The organism is Caproiciproducens sp. CPB-2, assembly GCF_036287215.1.
GTDB lineage: Bacteria > Bacillota > Clostridia > Oscillospirales > Acutalibacteraceae > Caproiciproducens.
The window spans coordinates 3,361,152-3,377,926 of the sequence record NZ_CP142860.1; the positions used below are offsets into that span (position 1 = coordinate 3,361,152).

A 16,775-nucleotide genomic window follows, 5' to 3' on the forward strand; every position below is an offset into this window, starting at 1 on the left:
TATAATATATTATTGCTGCTCCGCACTTTCGGCGATCCGGATCAGTTCGTCCTTTGAAATCGTGGAGCTGAGCACGAGGCTGGTCTTTTTGCTCTGCCAAAGGACATAGGACCTGTCCTGAGCCCCTTTTGCCTCGAAGAGGACCGCTTTTTCCCCTTTTATGGTAATTTCATGGTAAGTGGTATGCTCGGAGTCGATCGACATTTTCCCCGCCTTGTCCAAAGGCGTCTGCGTAAAGGTCACGGAAGCGCCCTTCCCGTCTTCATAAGTGGTTATGTGGACGGGACCGACATTCTTTTCCTCCGCCATAAAGAATCCTTCCGGAAGATACTGCGGCTCCCAAACTTCCGGCTGTTCCCCGGCGGGGGATTCTTCGGCGGGAGCGCCGCTTGTCGTTTCCTCAAAATAGATATCCACATGCTCCGCTTTCCACTCCAGTACGGAATTGAAAATGGCGTTCCTGCTCGCTTCCACGCTCAGCAGGCTTCCCAGGGAAACCGGGATGACGATGGAGGCAATGACCGCCGCCCGTTTCGCAAGCCGCAAAAACTTCTTCTGCCTGCTCCGGCGGTCGCTTTCCCTGATAAGGTCCCGTATCCTTTTTGTAAGCCGTTCCGGGAGCGCGTACTCCCCGCTCAGCTCCTGCCCGGACGGAAGAGCGTCCAGTTCACGCTGGAAATCCTCCGCTGCCGCCGCTTTCAGAAGCGTGTCGAACAGCCGGACGTTCAGTTCCGATTCATTCATTGCCTTTCTCCCTCCTGCTCATCTCTTGCATAAGCGCCTTTCTGGCACGCTGAAACCGAACGCGGACATTTTCCTGAGAAATTGCCAGCATTTTTGCGATTTCTTCATCCTCATACTCATAAATCAGCTTCAGTCTTAACACATCCCTGTAATGTTCGTTCAGGCAGGAAAGGCAGTCCATAACAAAATGATAGCTTTCCGCGGAAACGATCGATTCCAGCGGGGCGTCGTCCTCCGCTGCGGGGACTTCTGTTTCCAGCTCCTCCAGCGGAACACTGTGCCTGCGCTTTTCGCTTTTCAGCATGTCGTAAGAAATATGTCTCACTATGATAACGACTAACCCCCTGGTTTTGTTACAGTTTTCAAAGTGAAATTTTTGCAAATTGTCAATAATTTTAAGAAAAGCCTGTGAAACCGCGTCTTCCGCGCGGGCCTGATCCTTTAAAATGCCCTGCGCTATGTACAGCATGGTGCTGCCGTGCTTCTGGTAAAGCTCCTCTACGAAGCTTCGGTCCGCCTCGTTTTGAATTTCCTGTATAATAATCAGCACTTTTCATTCCCTTTCTTATTCACAAGAATTAAGTTATTGTTATTATAACAATTCAGTCGCAATTTTACAAATAAAAAAGGAAATTCACCCAGAAAATGGAAATTATAAGAGCAAAACCACGGACACCCTGCGGTATCCGTGGCCTTTATTAAGAGAAGAATATCTTTCCGGAGGAATACGCGGAATGTTATTTCTCCGGCTTATGATCTTTTGGGATATGCTTAGACAGGAATCTCCCGATATTATCTCTCCATATGGTCATATTCAGGATGATCAGGCCTATGATCTTCAAAATATACCTGTCATTTGGCAAATACACCGTAATGATAAAAATGATATACCCAATACCCGCAAGGATGTACCCCTTTGCATTTTTCAACTTCTACATTCCTCCGAAACCATTCATAGCCGCTTATTTTCGTTCAAAAAAAACAAGCATAGTCAGGAAAGCGATACCGGCGGCGATGACCAGCAGATTGATCACCTGTTCTTTTTGAATCATTAATTTATTTTGTGCTTTGCTTTCCCGAACAATTTTAATAATATCCGGAATCAAAAGGACGACAAACGACGCGATTGCGAAGAAGAAATAATACCGTCTGGAAAGAAAGGCCAGGATAAGAGGAACTCCCCAGAACGCCCGGCATATCAGCTGAAAGCTGCTTTCCGTTTCTCCGTCGCTTTTCCCTGCAATCCTGAGCACCAGCTTTTCAATACTGTCCCGGGACAGAATCATAAAATATACAGCTATAGCGGCCACCTTAAAAGCATACCAGTCAAATGGTGCCAAAATTGCGAAAACGCCGGCTGCAGAAGCTATGAACGGAAGCGCCGGATGATCGATTATCTTTTCTATACGTTTCAATTCCCACATTCCCCCTGACTGATTTTGTGATATCCGCGTAGACGGGCGCACGGTACTTTTCTTTTACTCAAGATTTACAGGAATCTCAATATCTTTCTCTTCCAACCGGACAATTGCGGTTTTGTAAAGATTCCTCCCGGGATCGTAATAGTCGTATATTGTAAAAGGAAAATTCGGATTTACTTTTCGATCAGGTATATCAACAAACGAAATCGTGTTGGCAGACTCCCCGTTTCCCCTGACAAGCTGAATATCGCAGCGCGACACATTTTCCCAATGGCCGTCAAGGGATACCTCTCCCACAATAAACCCTTTTACATCCTTCAGCTCCTCTCTTGAATCATAAATCCAGATATAGGGAGATTTCTTCTCCAAAAAGGTGTCATAGTCCCGGTAACGGGTGAACTGTACGCAAACACTGCCGTTCTTTCCGCTGTACTGCGCGTTTTCCGGTTCCGGACGTCCGCCGGGGAAAAAGAAAACGGCAGCCATGAGCACAAGGCAGCAAAGTATCACGCCCCCCGGTACTGTTTCCCGCCTGGTAAAATGTTTCGTAAATTTCATGATTTACCCATTCCTCCCTTCCGTTTATTCCTCCGGCCTTTTCGGGCGGTATTTCCAGTCACCGACAGCGCGGAGGATCAGGGCCACGATGAACACACCGGAAAAAGCGCGCGTAATCCACAGCGGCGGCTCCGGAATCAGCAGGAAAAGCAGCCAGATGAGAAAAAAGAGGAAGAAAACCCGATCGATAAACCGGTAAATATGATAAAAAGGGCCGCTCCCGGGCTGTATGGGAAGATAGTTGTTTTCCGTTATGCCTGCCTGGCTAATTTCAACAGTTACAACGATGAGCCAAATTAAACCCGCTCTGGTCTGCCAGTAGGGTTGGGGATAAGACCAGACAATCAAAATCAATATCATCAATACAAACGCTATGAACAGATAAAACCGCTCAACGAGTGGAACTAAAAAGTGCACCAGCTTATTACGGAATCTTTCAAGAAAATCCACTGGACCACCCTCTTCTTTCGTTTATTTCGATGCACACTTTTTTCAAATTCCCCCTCGAAATCCGCGAAACTTGAAGTGTTTCATTGAGAGAAATGAGACTTCATTAATTCAGAAAAATCAGTGCGCTTCTTCCACGATCGGTGCATCAAAAGGAAAATTGGCAATGATAGGATCTAAAGATACCTGTGGAACGAGCCTCGTTTCTAACAGAAAATTAGTTAGGCCAATATATTTTATCGTTTCCTGGTTGATTTCGTCGTCTTCATAGATGGCCAAGAACCCCTCTATTTCCTGACGCTGGTTTTCATATTGATCTCCTCCCAAATCGTCAGGTAAGCGACTGGCGGTGTATGGAATCAAATTATGTTTATAGACCTTCCAGTTGGATGAATTCAATTCGTCCAGCTTCCATTTTTTCATCATCAACCGCAATAATTCATTGTCCCGCTTCTTCACAGACAGCATTGCTTTTTCCCGGTCCTGGAAGGTACAGAGCAGCCTGTTTTTCCTGCCGTTGATTTCCGCAACATTTTTAATGACCACAGGTTCTATCTCATGCATCTGTGAGCTAACAGATGCTCTTGAATTCTCCGGATATACTTGTATGGAACTGGAGGTAGTTACTCTTCCCTGCGAACTTTTTATAAGGAAGCAAACGACTAAGGCCAGGACAACGATTCCAAGGATTTCTATTACCGTTGATCGCTTTCGTGTTTTCTTCATACAACACTTCCTTTTACGGGATGACGGAACCTTTCTTTTTCTCTCTACAACATTAACGACTGACCCCCTTGTTTTGTTACACTTTTTCCCAAAATTTTTTATAAACAATTCCACAGGAGGACAAACAAAAAGCGGCCGTAAGTACACTTTGTACTCATGGTGCCGTTGTGTGATCTGACTGTTTTATTCCCACTTTTAAAGGCCTTCCTTTGGCTCTTTTATTGTTATTTCCGGTTGTATATTATTATTAATGATAAAATATATACAGTAGAAAGTATCCAGTAGATAATTTTCGTAATAAAGGCCATTTTATGATTTCCTTTTTTCTCAAAGTAACTGCCGATAATATTCGTTAAGACCAATACGATAACCCAAATAATCATAAAAATAATATTTAGATATTTATCTAACATTATGCTTCTGACACTCCTTTTGGCTATATGACCTATTATAATTTTTGTTATCAGAATCGGTGTGATCATTTGTTGAAATTATTTGGTATTCAGGGCCAAGCCTCCATAATCAAACCTATCGTGATGCATGTAAACACTGAGCACCAATCCAAATCCAAAATATAAACAGGCAGCAGAAGACCCCCCTGCGCTGAAGAACGGTAAAGTAATTCCCATTACAGGAAGCAAATCCAAACACATCCCTAAGTTAAAAAGCATTTGTGAAGTAATCATCCCAAAAAATCCTATACAGATTGAACTGCCCAATAAATCTTTGGTGTTTTTCGCAATGCGCAGCGTATGTAACAGAAATAAAAAAAGCAAAAGCACCGCGCCTGAACAACCTATTAAGCCTAATTGTTCTCCAATTGCAGAAAATATAAAATCACTCTGCTGTACGGATACTAAGCAATTGTTTACCCGCGGACTTTGGAACAGACCACGTCCCCAAAGTCCACCGCTGCCAATGGATGTCCTCGCCTGAATTTGCTGATAGCCGTAATGAAGAGGATCCGAATCTAAATTGTAGGTAATTAATATACGGCTTTTTTGATAATCCGACATAATGTATTTCCAGGCTACCGGTACCAGAATGAATAATGATAATGCCAGCCCAAAGAAATATCTCAATGGAATCCCTGCTCCAAACGCCATGAACAGAAACATACAGAAAAATATGATAGCCGCTCCATCATCCCCCTGTAAATGGACGAGGGCAATCGGAATAAGGGCATGCAGCGCCAAGAGAATTACGTGTAAAAAAGACGAAAGCTTTCCGCGTATCTTTAATTCGTTTAAATGCTTTGAAAAAGAGATCAAAAAGCCAATTTTCGTCAATTCGCTGGGCTGAAAGGTGCCTATAACCGGTACGCTTATCCATGCCTTCGCATTAACCCCGTCAGCCCCTGTAACCGGTTTCCCGAATTTTAAAGTAAAGATAAGTAAGAAAACGCAAAAGCCCGCCACCACATACCAATAAGCACTTATTTCCTTATAGTCTAAGAATGTGATGAATATGGCTCCGGAATATCCAATCACCATTGCAATGAATTGAGTTGTAAAATAGCTACGGGAATTATCTGGCGGTGTCGGTATTGTTTTCAATATTAAAAGTCCATATGCCGAGATAAGCAACATTAAAAGCCAATATAATTTATCTGTCGATAAAAAGTAACGATAGACGTTCTTCCATATCCCCAAATTTTACTCCTCCGATTGAGTCTTAAAGTAAACTAACCACAATAAAATGAATATTTAGAAAAGACTGGGATTACCAAATTCAGTAACCCCAGTCAGAAGACAGAACAATTACTGGCTTTTATTTGTGCTTTTTCCTCTATCTGTAAACTTTAAAATCTAAATGAAATGGATAGTCTGGATATGGCTTAGAAATGCGGAAGAAATATTTATCACTCGTATTTAAGTTATAAAAACGCACTCCGCCAGTGACTTTTCCACTTGAACTTGGAATAGTTGTTTGCCATTCTCCTTTATTTTTATCATTGTCTGTATGTGGCGGAAATGAGTGGGGGAATTTTCACCCCAAACCTTACCCATCGGAATCATCTCTTCTCAGTTAATTTATTCTAAATGCGTGTCGCGCGCCATGCATTTAACGGCTTTTATTTTTCCTTCTATAGCATTAACGACGGACCCCCCTGTTTTGTTACACTTTTTTCCAAAAATTTTTTATGTTTTTAGATTACTTCTTTCGAGCTGGCAGCGAGGCAGAAAACTGATTTCCCTTAAAACAGAACCGCGACTGAAAAAGCGGCCATGAGTACAGGGTGTACTCATGGCCGCTGTGCGGTATTCTTTTATTTCTGTCTATCGAGGGGATTATTCCTCCAACGCCGGTTTTTCCCTTCCGATATTCAGAACCAGGTTCAGCAGGATTCCGAAAATCGCCGCGGTGGCAATTGCCGGGAATTTCGCGCCGAACATGGGGATCATGCCGTCGGAAAACGCGAAGCTGCCGCCGATGCCGATGGTCAGGACGGTGGCGATGATCGCGAGGTTGCGCGAGTCGAACATGTCGACCTTTTTGCTGATCATAATGGTTACGCCCTGCGACGCGATGACCCCGAACAGGTAAATGGAAATGCCGCCGATCACCGCGTTGGGAATCGAGTAGACCGCCGCGGTCAGCGGGGTAAAGCAGGAAATAACCATGGTGATGATGGCCGCCGCAATCAGCATCGGCGTGGAAAAGTTCTTGGTAATCGCCATGGTGCTCAGGTTTTCGCCGTAATTGGTGCCGGCCGGCCCGCCGACCACGCCGGAAATCATATCGCCAAGGCCGTCGCCGATCAGGTTCAGCCCCAGCTTGTCCGAAATATTGTACCGCTTGTCAGAGCCCTTTTTTCTCGCAAGATTGTTTACATAGATATCGAGCTGATAAAGATGGGCCGTAGATTCCGGAATAGTGGCAATCGCGATCGGCATAATCGCCCCGACCGCCGCCCAGCTTGCCACCGGCAAAGTGAAGTGCGGGAGCGCGAAGCCGATGGCCGGAATGGAAAACAGGGAGCTTGTTTCCGGAATTTTATTGAAGTCGCAGAAGGCGATTCCATAGATGCCGCCAAGAACCAGCGCCAGAACATATCCGGTCAGAAGGCCGAGCAGAATCGGGATCTGGCCCCAGGTGCCTTTCAGGTAAACGGAGAACAGGACGGTCACGAGCAGGGTCACAAGGCAGATGGCCCACGACAGATTCAGCGCAAGCGCCTTTGCCGCGTCGGTCACGCCGTTCGGCAGGTTCGTGGGGTTGCTCAGGGCCGTGCCCGCGAGGGAAAGACCGATCACCATGGCAATGCTGCCCGTAATGGTGGGAGGAAGGACTTTTTCGATCGCCTCCTGCCCGAACTGCTTGATGATAATCCCGGCCGCAATGGAAACCAGTCCGGAAAGGACGATGCCGAACTGCGCGGCGGCGATTTTGTTGTCGGCCACCGGGCCGGCAAACGCCTGTGCGCCCGTGATGGAGCAGATCGCCGTGATGTACGAAAAACTCGATCCGTAGAAAAGCGGGATTTTTCTTCCTGTAATCAGGATAAATCCGACGGTTGCAAGTCCGCTTGCAAAGATCGTGGTGGAAACATGGAATCCGGTGAGCAGCGCGACCAGCACCGTTGCCGGAAACATCACGATGATCTGCTGAAACGCGAACAGCAGCAGTTTCAGAAAGGGTGGCTTTTCATCAGGCAAATAGCCCGCTGCGGGTTTGGTTGACAAGGACGATCCCTCCGTTTATTCAATTGGTTTTTGGCTTTCCGATTATTATACCGTATAATTATCCACAATACAACATAAAATTTAATTTTTGTTCTTTATTATTTTACGCCGTTGCGATTGATTTTTTGTTGAAATTATACTATCCTATAAAAGTAAGCGTCAAAATCAACAAGAATATTCATCTGATATATGCTATAATCACAATTCAATGCGCTGCCCATGGGCCAACGAATAAGAATGAGGAGGCAGATTTCATGATTGACGAGCGCTATCTAAAGCTTCTGGCCAAGGATTATCCGAACGCACAGGCCGCCGCATCCGAAATTATCAACCTCAGAGCGATTCTAAGCCTGCCGAAAGGCACCGAATATTTTTTCAGCGATCTTCACGGAGAACACGAAGCTTTCCTGTACCAGTTAAAAAGCGCGTCCGGCGTCGTCCGGAAAAAGGTCGACGAGCTGTTTGAGCAGTCCCTGTCCGAGGGGGAACGCACGGCGCTCGCCAGACTGATTTATTACCCGGAAACGGAGTACTGCGCCGCAAAACAGCGGGAACCGGCGTTTGACGACTGGTGCCGCATCACCATTTACCGTCTGGTAGAGGTCTGTAAGGAAGCGTCCTCCAAATACACCCGTTCCAAGGTCCGCAAAAAGCTGCCTGAAAGCTTCGCCTATATCATCGACGAGCTCCTGCACGCGGACGGCGGCAGCAACAAGCCGCATTACCACAGCGAAATCATCCGCTCCATTGTGTCGACCCGCATGAGCGAGGAATTTATTACCGCGCTGTGCAACCTGATCCAGCAGCTTTTGATCGACAAATTACATATCATCGGCGATATTTTCGACCGCGGCCCGCGCGCCGACGCGATTATGGACGCGCTGATCAACTGCCACGACGTAGACATCCAGTGGGGCAACCACGATATCTCCTGGATGGGCGCCGCCGCCGGGAACTGGGCGTGCATTGCCAACGTGGTGCGGCTGGGAATCAGCTACAACAATTTCGACCTGCTGGAGGACGGCTACGGCATCAACCTGCGCGCGCTGTCCATCTTTGCGGAACAGACCTATCACGACGACCCGTGCGAGGCCTTCATCCCCCATATCCTGGACGAAAACCAGTACGACCCGGTGGATATCCCGCTGGCGGCGAAAATGCACAAGGCCATGGCGGTCATCCAGTTCAAAGTAGAATCCCAGCTCATTAAAAAGCATCCGGAATATCATATGGACGACCGGATTCTTCTGGATAAAATCAACTTCGAGAAAGGGACGGTCACGCTCGGCGGCAAAGAATACCCCCTGCGCGACAAGCTCTTCCCCACGGTGGACCCCAAGCATCCGCTGGAGCTGACCCACGCGGAAACCGAGCTGATGAAAACCGTCGCGTCCTCGTTCAGCCACAGCGAACGGCTGGAAAAGCACATCCGTTTCCTGTATTCCCACGGCAGCATGTACCTGCGCATCAATTCCAACCTGCTGTACCACGGGTGCATCCCGCTCCGGGAGGACGGCAGCCTTGACTGCGTCCGTCTTTACGGCCATGACCATTCCGGACGCGAATATCTGGAATTTCTCGACGGTATGGTGCGCGCCGCCTATTTCGCGCCGCCCGGTTCCCCGGAGCGCGAAAACGCGCGCGACCTGATGTGGTACCTGTGGAGCGGGGCGAGGTCCCCCCTGTTCGGGAAAGCGAAGATGGCCACGTTCGAGCGCTATTTTATCGACGCCCCCGAAACGCACCGGGAGAAAATGAATCCCTACTATACGCATATCGAGCACCGCTCCACCTGCGAAATGCTGTTAAGGGAATTCGGCCTTGACCCGTCCTCGTCGCACATCATCAACGGCCACGTCCCCGTGAAAGCGGGAGAAGTGCCGGTCAAGGGCGAGGGCCTTCTGTTTATGATCGACGGCGGCATCTCCAAATCCTACCAGTCCCAGACCGGGATCGGGGGCTACACCTTCATTGCGAATTCCCGCTATCTGGCGCTGGCGGAGCACAAGCCGCTGAAATCCGGCTGCAACGTGTGCGAGACTTCCCCGAAGGTCATGGTGGTGGAGGCGATCAAGCAGCGCGTCACCGTGGCGGACACCGACAACGGCGCCGAGCTCAGCCGCCAGATCGAAGAGCTGACCGCGCTGCTGCAGGCTTACCGCAGCGGCGCCATCAAGGAAAAATAAACCGATAAGGAAATTGAAAACGACTCATGGATGATCAACTGCAGAAAATCGTACAGCCGCTGCTCTCGTGGTACGACGCGAACGCGCGCGTTCTGCCGTGGCGCGGCAACCCCACGCCCTACCGGGTCTGGGTTTCGGAAATCATGCTCCAGCAGACGCGGGTGGAGGCGGTAAAGCCCTACTTTGAACGCTTTACTTCGGAGCTTCCCACCGTCGCCGCGCTTGCCGCCGCGCCGGAGGAGCAGCTGATGAAGCTGTGGGAGGGCCTGGGCTACTACAGCCGCGCCCGCAACCTGCAAAAGGCGGCGCGCGCCGTTGTGGAGCGGTACGGCGGCGTTTTGCCCGAACAGCCGGAGGAGCTTCTGCCCCTGCCCGGCATCGGGGAGTACACCGCGGGCGCCGTCGCGTCCATTGCCTACGGCAAACCGGCCCCGGCGGTGGACGGCAACGTCCTGCGCGTTCTGTCGCGCGTGACCGCCAGCCGGGAACCCGTCGGCGACCTTTCCGTAAAGCGCGGTTTTGCCGAACGGCTGCGGGAAATTTACCCCGCCGGGCGCGCCGGCGCTTTTACCCAGTCGCTGATGGAGCTGGGCGCGATCGTCTGCGTGCCCAACGCCGCGCCGAAATGCGGGGAATGCCCCCTGTCCGCCCTCTGCGCGGCGCACGCGCAAGGCATTGAGCAGGAGCTGCCGGTGAAGGCGGAAAAAAAGAAGCGGACCGTTGAGGAAAAAACCGTCTTTCTGATCCTCAGCGGTAAGAAAGCCGCGCTGCGGAAGCGGCCGGAAAAGGGCCTTCTGGCGGGGCTTTGGGAATTTCCCAACACCCCCGGCAGACTTTCTTCACAGCAGGCGGCGGATTGGTTGAAAGCTTTGGGCGTTTCTCCCGTAAAAATAGAGCGCCTTCCCGCGTCGAAGCATATTTTCACCCACAGGGAGTGGCACATGGCAAATTACCTCGTTACAGCGAAAAACGCCGCACCGGATGGTGCCGCGCCGGACAGTGCCGCGCCGGACGGTGCCGCGCCGGACGGCGGCCTCGTCTGGGCGGACCGCGAAGAACTGGCCCAAACCTATACGCTGCCGACCGCCTTCCAGGGCTGCCTGCGGCAGTTTCTTTCCCGAAGCTGAAAACCCCGGAAAACGGAAAAGGCCGTCAATCCGGATGGCTCCGGTCTGACGGTCTTCCTATTCGTAAGTTGTACTGCGTAAAAAATATCCGATAACGGTTGTAGTATAGCACAATTTTTTTGAATTAACAATGAATAAATTGTGAACATTTCGACTTTTTCTTCGTATTTTGCAAATTACAGCAATTTTACCCGGAATTGCGAGATCCCTGTTACAGAATCAACTGGAAATGCCGTAATCGTATTTGGTGTTAAAAAAGGAGAATCAGATGAAAGCTTTGATCACCGGGGCCAGCTCCGGCATGGGCCGGGATATGGCAAAAATTCTGAGCGACAGGGGCTGCGGCCTGATTCTGGCCGCCCGCCGGAGGGACCGGCTGGAACAGCTCTCTTCCTCGCTGAAAACCCCCGCGCGGATCATCTGCGCGGACCTTTCCGTGGAGGCGGAGTGCCTGGCGCTTTACGAGCAGGTCCGGAGCGAAAACATCGATATCCTGATCAACAACGCGGGGCTGGGCGTTTTCGGCGCGTTCGACAAAACCGACCTGGAAAAGGAGCTGCGGATGATCGACACCAACATCCGCGCCGTGCATATCCTGACCAAGCTTTTCCTCAAGGATTTCAAGGCGAAAAACGCGGGCTACATCATGAACGTCGCCTCTTCTGCCGCCTTTCAGCCGGGCCCGCTGCTTTCCTCCTATTACGCCTCCAAGGCGTATGTCCTGCGCCTGACGGAAGCCGTTTACGAGGAGCTGCGCCGCAGCGGCAGCCGCGTGCATATCTGCGCGCTCTGCCCCGGGCCGGTCCGCACGGAATTCGATTCGGTCGCCGACGTGAAATTCAGCGTAAACGGGCTGGAAAGCCGGTATGTCGCGGAATACGCCATCCGGAAAATGTTTGCGGGAAAGCTCGTGATCGTCCCCGGCGCGCTGATGAAATGCACCCGTTTCTTCGGCAGGTTCCTTCCCGAAAAACCGATGCTCCGGATCGCCTACCATATGCAGAAGCGGAAAACCGGCGAAAAATAAACGGCACCCCGGCGCCTTCGTACAAAACGGAGCGCCGGGGGCTTTTTCTGTTCAGTGGATATCCAGCAGCTTTTCAATCGCGTCTGCCACGCCGTCCTCTTCATTGGTCAGCGTTACGTAATCGGCGATTTGGCGGACGGATTCGTGGCCGTTGCCCATCGCCACGCCGCAGCCGGCGAATTTCAGCATCTGCAGGTCGTTGCGCTCGTCGCCGAAAGCCATGACCTGCTCCGGGGAAATCGCAAGCATGGTGCACAGGTGGCTCAGCGCGTCGCCCTTGCTGGTGGCGGCGGCGTTGATTTCCAGATTGTTTCCGAAGGAAGCCGTAATGGCGTATTCCCTTTTTTGCGTCAGCTTTTCCACCAACTCCCGGCGGACGTCCTCCTCCATAAAGGGAATATTGATCTTTTCAAGGCAGAAACCGTTTTTCTTCAAAAATCCGGGAAGGTCTTCCACAAAAGTCTGATATTTCAGGATCATATCCCGCAGGATCGGGGGGTAGTCGCGGAAGGTCGAAAGTAAACTGTAGTGTTTTTGATCGATATAGGAATGCCCTTCCGCGTAAGCTTCCACCATCACGTGATAGGGCATCAGGAAATCAATGATCCAGTCGCTTTCCTCAACCGTCATCTGGTTCGCGTAAATCACCCTGTCCTTTTCCAGATCCACCGCGGAGGCGCCGTTGGACGTAATGGCGTACCGAATGGAACCGACATCAAGCATTTCCTTCGGAATCATCTTACGCATGCGGCCCGTAGCCGGCACAAGCTCAATTCCCCGCGCGGCGGCGGCCCTCAGGATCCGAACGGTTTTTGGCGACACGGTTTTATCCGTTTTCAGAACGGTTCCGTCCATGTCGAGTGCAATCAGTTTGATGTCCAAAATTGATTTCCTCCTCAGATTTTTGTGTTTGGTTCTATTATAACATGCTTAGCCGCCCCGGGTGAGCATCCCGCCGTTTTATTCCTGACAAAGTCCGATTTTCGTGTCAATCCACCAATAAAAAGAATTTTTATTTAAAAATTTTTTATCTATTTAATCTTTTATTTTCATTAGAGTGTATGTTATAATGTACTCGTATACCGTAATTTTTTAATAAATTTATTAAAATCGGGAAGTGATTTATAATTAGAAATAAGAGTGGGAGTCCGGCCCGTTCATCCGCGGTTTCCTCCGCCAGCTTTTTGAAGGACGCTTTAAAAAGCATCTTCGTGCCGGGTGCCGCCACTTCCGTTTCTTTTCTGATTGTAAAGTTATCCGGCAGTTACGACCATTTGGCAGTTGTGTATGTTCCTGCGGTTGTGCTGGTTTCAAGATTCACCGCGGGCTATCTGTGGGGAAGCCTTGCGGCAATCGCCGGTGTGATCAGTACAAACGATTACCGTACCCTGAAAGCGGAAACCGGCGAAGATTTCCCCGGCGGCCTGTTCACGAAAGGCGGCCTGACCATCGACTTTGACAAACATATGGTCGCCGTGGACGGAACGGACGTCCATTTTACGCAGATTGAGTTCAAAATCGTCGCTCTGCTGGCCAGCGTGCCGACCGCATGGTCCGCGCCCGGCGCGACGGAGGGAGTTCCTTCGGAAACGTATCATTGCAATTCAACAAATAACTTTCTGAGAGCATCACCGCAAGTATGAGTTAATCGTCAGCTTTGCCCTCAGGCCGGGCGGGCCCCTACTTTCGGTTCTTGTACGAAAGTAGGCAAAGTACGCGCAGGGGGATTTTGGACCTGCCGGCCCGGGATGCGCCTACGGCGGACTCGACTGCAAGCAAAAAGATGAATGGATCGCTAATTCCGTCGTTTTAAGTAACGGCGGGAGTGCTTCATAAAATCCCCCTGCACCCCCGGGGTATCCCCAAAGTACCTTTGTGTGGCACGATACTACTGTGGTTTTCATTGACGGAGGAACGGAAAAATAGAGTCGAACTCCTTCAGTCAGGCGTCGCGCCCGGCGCGCCGGAGGGAGTTTCGGAGCAATCGGACTTCGTTTAACGTAAGCCGACTGGAAGCATCGCCGTAGGCGAGTGCTGACCTATGCTTTCATCATCAATCAGGTGTGGGGGCATTTCGCGCAAAGCGACCGGCAGATCCTGCGCGTAAATATGGCAAATATCCGCCGCAAAATCGAGCAGAACCCCGCCGGGCTCAAGTACATATTGACGGAAGTCGGCGTCGGCTACCGCATGAGCGACGAGCCGTAGCACCGAAAAACGGTTTTTTCCTTTTTTCCCAGGGGGTTTTATAAACTTTATCGTTATTTTTTTAACACTCGGCCTGAATTTTCGTCTCTAAGAGAAATTAGCAATGATTTCCAGTCTCTTTGAAGCCGTGCGTATAAACGCCCCATTTTGTAAATTCTAATATTATATCTGGAGGGATTGTCATGAAAAAAGGTAATAAAATCAGCATCCTCGGCGCGGGAAACGTAGGCGCCACAATCGCATATACGCTCACTCTGGACGGAATGGCGTCCGAAATCGTTCTGGTGGACATCAACCAGAACAAAGCGAAGGGCGAGGCCATGGACATTATCCAGGGAACCGCGCTGTGTCCGCCGGTAAACATCTACGCCGGCGATTACCCGGACATCCGGGATTCGGACATCGTCATCGTGACCCTGGGCGGCGCGCGCAAACCCGGACAGTCCAGAATTGACCTTGCGCAGGGCAACGTCAACATCATCAAGAGCGTCATGCCCCAGGCCGTGCGTTACGCGCCGGACGCAATTTATGTCGTTGTCAGCAACCCGGTGGACATCGTCACCTACACGATTCTGAAAACAACGGGCCTTCCGGAATCGCACGTTTTCGGCTCCGGTACGCTGCTGGATTCCAGCCGCCTGCGCGAAAGCCTTGCGCATACGCTCGGAATCAGCCCGAAAAATATCCATGCCTATATGTTCGGCGAGCACGGCGATTCTTCCATGGTTCCGTGGTCCCTCACCAGCATCGGCGGCATCCCGCTGAAAACCTATCTCAACAGTATGAGCGACAGGAACCCCGATTTCAAAGAGCTGGACCTTGCGGCGATTGAAGCCGAGGTCCACACCTCCGGCGCACAGGTCATCAGCCTGAAGGGCGCGACCTACTACGCGATCGCGCTGTCCGCGCGCCGTATCTGCGAGTGCATTCTCCGCGATACGAACACGGTCACCACTCTTTCCGGCATGATCCACGGCGCCTACGGCATTGACGACGTCTGCCTCAGCCTTCCGTTCGTCCTCGACTGCCACGGAATCAGCAGCATGAAGACGCCCGAACTGACCGCCGAGGAACAGGAAAAACTGCTCGCCAGCGCCAATGTCCTGAAGAGTACCATCGCTTCTCTCGATATCTAATTTGAAAGGATGTATATAAATGGATTACGCAAAGGAATCGCTCAGGCTTCACCGTGAATGGAAGGGCAAGATCGAGGTCGTCTGCCGCGCGCCGCTGAAGACGCGCGACGATCTGTCGCTCGCTTACACCCCCGGCGTTGCCCAGCCCTGCCTTGAAATTCAAAAGGATGTCAACCAAAGTTACGAACTGACCCGCCGCTCCAACCTTGTGGCGGTTGTCACCGACGGCACCGCGGTGCTCGGACTCGGCGACATCGGCCCGGAAGCGGGTATGCCGGTTATGGAAGGCAAATGCGCCCTATTTAAGGCTTTCGGCGACGTGGACGCGATTCCGCTCTGCGTCCGTTCCAAGGAAGTGGACGACATCGTCAACACCGTCCGTCTGCTCGCGGGCAGCTTCGGCGGCGTCAATCTGGAGGATATCTCCGCTCCCCGCTGTTTTGAAATCGAAAGAAAATTGAAAGAGTGCTGCGATATTCCGATTTTCCACGACGACCAGCACGGCACCGCAGTTGTTACCCTTGCCGCCATGCTCAACGCGCTGAAGCTTACCGGAAAGAAGCTTGACGAAATCCGGGTCGTCACCAGCGGCGCGGGCGCGGCGGGAATCGCCATCATCAAGCTGCTGATCGCGCTCGGCCTGAAGGACGTCATCATGTGCGACCGCAGCGGCGCCATTTACGAGGGCCGCGAGGGCCTCAACGCCGAAAAGAAGGAAATGGCCGCGATCACCAACCGCAGCAAACGCAGCGGCAGCCTTGCGGACGTGCTCAAGGGCGCGGATGTGTTCATCGGCGTTTCCGCTCCGGGCTGCGTGACCCAGGAAATGGTCAGGAGCATGAACAAAGACCCCATCCTGTTCCCGATGGCGAACCCGACTCCGGAAATCATGCCCGACCTGGCTCTCGCAGCGGGCGCCGCGGTGGTCGGTACCGGCCGCAGCGATTTCCCGAACCAGATCAACAACGTTCTGGCTTTCCCCGGCATTTTCCGCGGAGCGCTGGATGTCCGCGCAAGCGATATCAACGATGAAATGAAGATCGCCGCTGCTTACGCGATCGCGGGCTTCGTCACCGACGACAAGCTTTCTGCGGAGTATATCATCCCGAGCGCGCTCGACCGCAGCGTGGCCGCCGCTGTTGCGAAGGCCGTTGCGGAAGCCGCCCGTAAAACCGGCGTGGCAAGAATCTGATATCTGTTCGCCAAAAGCCCTTTCTCTTTTCAGAGAAAGGGCTTTTTTGAGGTTCGGCCGAAGATTTGCTCGTCCGGCTACTCCCTCAGCCGCTTCGCGTCAGCCCTCTCATAGAGTAGGCTGCCAACTTTTCCGTACCCCCCGTCAATGAAAACCGCGAAGATGATGTGCCACATAAAAACACTTTGGGGATACCCCGGGGGTGCAGGGGGATTTTATGGAACCCTCCCGCCGGGAATTCAAAATCCCCCTGCGCGTACTTTGCCTACTTTCGTACAAGAACCGAAAGTAGGGGCCTGCCCGGCCTGAGGGCAGAC

The 16,775-nt window shown here is 51.3% G+C and carries 16 protein-coding genes; 7 read left to right on the forward strand and 9 right to left on the reverse strand.

Annotation, left to right across the window (positions count from 1 at the left end):
* Positions 1–9: 9 nt before the first annotated feature.
* The 8 genes from VXK30_RS16715 to VXK30_RS16750 all read right to left on the reverse strand — a co-directional run bounded on the left by VXK30_RS16715 (position 10) and on the right by VXK30_RS16750 (position 7,582).
* A complete protein-coding gene (locus VXK30_RS16715; protein ID WP_275714558.1) occupies positions 10–744 on the reverse strand; it encodes a DUF4367 domain-containing protein in 735 nt (244 codons plus the stop codon).
* Complete coding sequence (locus VXK30_RS16720) at positions 737–1,294, reverse strand: RNA polymerase sigma factor (RefSeq protein ID WP_275714560.1); 558 nt, start codon at positions 1,292–1,294, stop codon at positions 737–739. The genes VXK30_RS16715 and VXK30_RS16720 overlap by 8 nt, the downstream gene beginning before the upstream one ends.
* A gap of 412 nt (positions 1,295–1,706) precedes the next feature.
* Complete coding sequence (locus VXK30_RS16725; RefSeq protein ID WP_275714562.1) at positions 1,707–2,159, reverse strand: hypothetical protein; 453 nt, start codon at positions 2,157–2,159, stop codon at positions 1,707–1,709.
* Positions 2,160–2,222: 63 nt separating this feature from the next.
* Positions 2,223–2,723: a hypothetical protein gene (locus VXK30_RS16730; RefSeq protein WP_275714564.1), complete on the reverse strand. Its 501-nt coding sequence runs from the start codon at positions 2,721–2,723 to the stop codon at positions 2,223–2,225.
* Between the two features lie 24 nt (positions 2,724–2,747).
* On the reverse strand, positions 2,748–3,173 hold the full coding sequence (locus VXK30_RS16735) for a hypothetical protein (RefSeq protein WP_275714566.1): 426 nt from the start codon (positions 3,171–3,173) through the stop codon (positions 2,748–2,750).
* A 117-nt stretch (positions 3,174–3,290) separates the two neighbouring features.
* Complete coding sequence (locus VXK30_RS16740; protein ID WP_275714568.1) at positions 3,291–3,896, reverse strand: hypothetical protein; 606 nt, start codon at positions 3,894–3,896, stop codon at positions 3,291–3,293.
* Between the two features lie 491 nt (positions 3,897–4,387).
* A complete protein-coding gene (locus VXK30_RS16745) occupies positions 4,388–5,548 on the reverse strand; it encodes an FtsW/RodA/SpoVE family cell cycle protein (protein ID WP_275714570.1) in 1,161 nt (386 codons plus the stop codon).
* A gap of 639 nt (positions 5,549–6,187) precedes the next feature.
* On the reverse strand, positions 6,188–7,582 hold the full coding sequence (locus VXK30_RS16750) for a uracil-xanthine permease family protein (RefSeq protein WP_275714572.1): 1,395 nt from the start codon (positions 7,580–7,582) through the stop codon (positions 6,188–6,190).
* 254 nt (positions 7,583–7,836) lie between these two features.
* Between VXK30_RS16750 and VXK30_RS16755 the strand changes: the two genes are divergently transcribed.
* The 3 genes from VXK30_RS16755 (at position 7,837) to VXK30_RS16765 (ending at position 11,922) form a co-directional block, all read left to right on the forward strand.
* A complete protein-coding gene (locus VXK30_RS16755; protein ID WP_275714574.1) occupies positions 7,837–9,768 on the forward strand; it encodes a fructose-1,6-bisphosphatase in 1,932 nt (643 codons plus the stop codon).
* Positions 9,769–9,794: 26 nt separating this feature from the next.
* A complete protein-coding gene (gene mutY / locus VXK30_RS16760; RefSeq protein ID WP_275714576.1) occupies positions 9,795–10,895 on the forward strand; it encodes an A/G-specific adenine glycosylase in 1,101 nt (366 codons plus the stop codon).
* Positions 10,896–11,163: 268 nt separating this feature from the next.
* Positions 11,164–11,922, forward strand: a complete 759-nt coding sequence (locus tag VXK30_RS16765) for an SDR family NAD(P)-dependent oxidoreductase (RefSeq protein WP_275714578.1) — start codon at positions 11,164–11,166, stop codon at positions 11,920–11,922.
* 51 nt (positions 11,923–11,973) lie between these two features.
* On the opposite strand, the gene VXK30_RS16770 is transcribed toward VXK30_RS16765, so the two are convergent.
* Positions 11,974–12,804 (reverse strand): Cof-type HAD-IIB family hydrolase, encoded by an 831-nt coding sequence (locus VXK30_RS16770; protein WP_275714580.1) that lies wholly within the window; start codon positions 12,802–12,804, stop codon positions 11,974–11,976.
* A gap of 392 nt (positions 12,805–13,196) precedes the next feature.
* Between VXK30_RS16770 and VXK30_RS16775 the strand changes: the two genes are divergently transcribed.
* The 4 genes from VXK30_RS16775 to VXK30_RS16790 all read left to right on the forward strand — a co-directional run bounded on the left by VXK30_RS16775 (position 13,197) and on the right by VXK30_RS16790 (position 16,458).
* Positions 13,197–13,565 carry a hypothetical protein gene (locus VXK30_RS16775; protein WP_442877868.1) on the forward strand — a complete coding sequence of 123 codons (369 nt, stop codon included), beginning with the start codon at positions 13,197–13,199 and terminating at the stop codon, positions 13,563–13,565.
* Positions 13,566–13,953: 388 nt separating this feature from the next.
* Complete coding sequence (locus tag VXK30_RS16780; RefSeq protein ID WP_442867977.1) at positions 13,954–14,130, forward strand: winged helix-turn-helix domain-containing protein; 177 nt, start codon at positions 13,954–13,956, stop codon at positions 14,128–14,130.
* A 182-nt stretch (positions 14,131–14,312) separates the two neighbouring features.
* Positions 14,313–15,266: an L-lactate dehydrogenase gene (locus VXK30_RS16785; protein ID WP_275714584.1), complete on the forward strand. Its 954-nt coding sequence runs from the start codon at positions 14,313–14,315 to the stop codon at positions 15,264–15,266.
* A gap of 19 nt (positions 15,267–15,285) precedes the next feature.
* The gene (locus VXK30_RS16790; protein WP_275714586.1) at positions 15,286–16,458 is read left to right on the forward strand and encodes an NAD(P)-dependent malic enzyme; all 1,173 of its coding nucleotides are present in this window, start codon (positions 15,286–15,288) and stop codon (positions 16,456–16,458) included.
* Positions 16,459–16,775 lie beyond the last annotated feature (317 nt).

Coding starts and splice junctions, on each gene's coding strand:
- VXK30_RS16715 (WP_275714558.1), bottom strand. CDS start 744: ATGAATGAATCGGAACTGAACGTCCGGCTGTTCGACACGCTTCTGAAA.
- VXK30_RS16730 (WP_275714564.1), bottom strand. CDS start 2,723: ATGAAATTTACGAAACATTTTACCAGGCGGGAAACAGTACCGGGGGGC.
- VXK30_RS16740 (WP_275714568.1), bottom strand. CDS start 3,896: ATGAAGAAAACACGAAAGCGATCAACGGTAATAGAAATCCTTGGAATC.
- VXK30_RS16755 (WP_275714574.1), top strand. CDS start 7,837: ATGATTGACGAGCGCTATCTAAAGCTTCTGGCCAAGGATTATCCGAAC.
- mutY (WP_275714576.1), top strand. CDS start 9,795: ATGGATGATCAACTGCAGAAAATCGTACAGCCGCTGCTCTCGTGGTAC.
- VXK30_RS16765 (WP_275714578.1), top strand. CDS start 11,164: ATGAAAGCTTTGATCACCGGGGCCAGCTCCGGCATGGGCCGGGATATG.
- VXK30_RS16785 (WP_275714584.1), top strand. CDS start 14,313: ATGAAAAAAGGTAATAAAATCAGCATCCTCGGCGCGGGAAACGTAGGC.
- VXK30_RS16790 (WP_275714586.1), top strand. CDS start 15,286: ATGGATTACGCAAAGGAATCGCTCAGGCTTCACCGTGAATGGAAGGGC.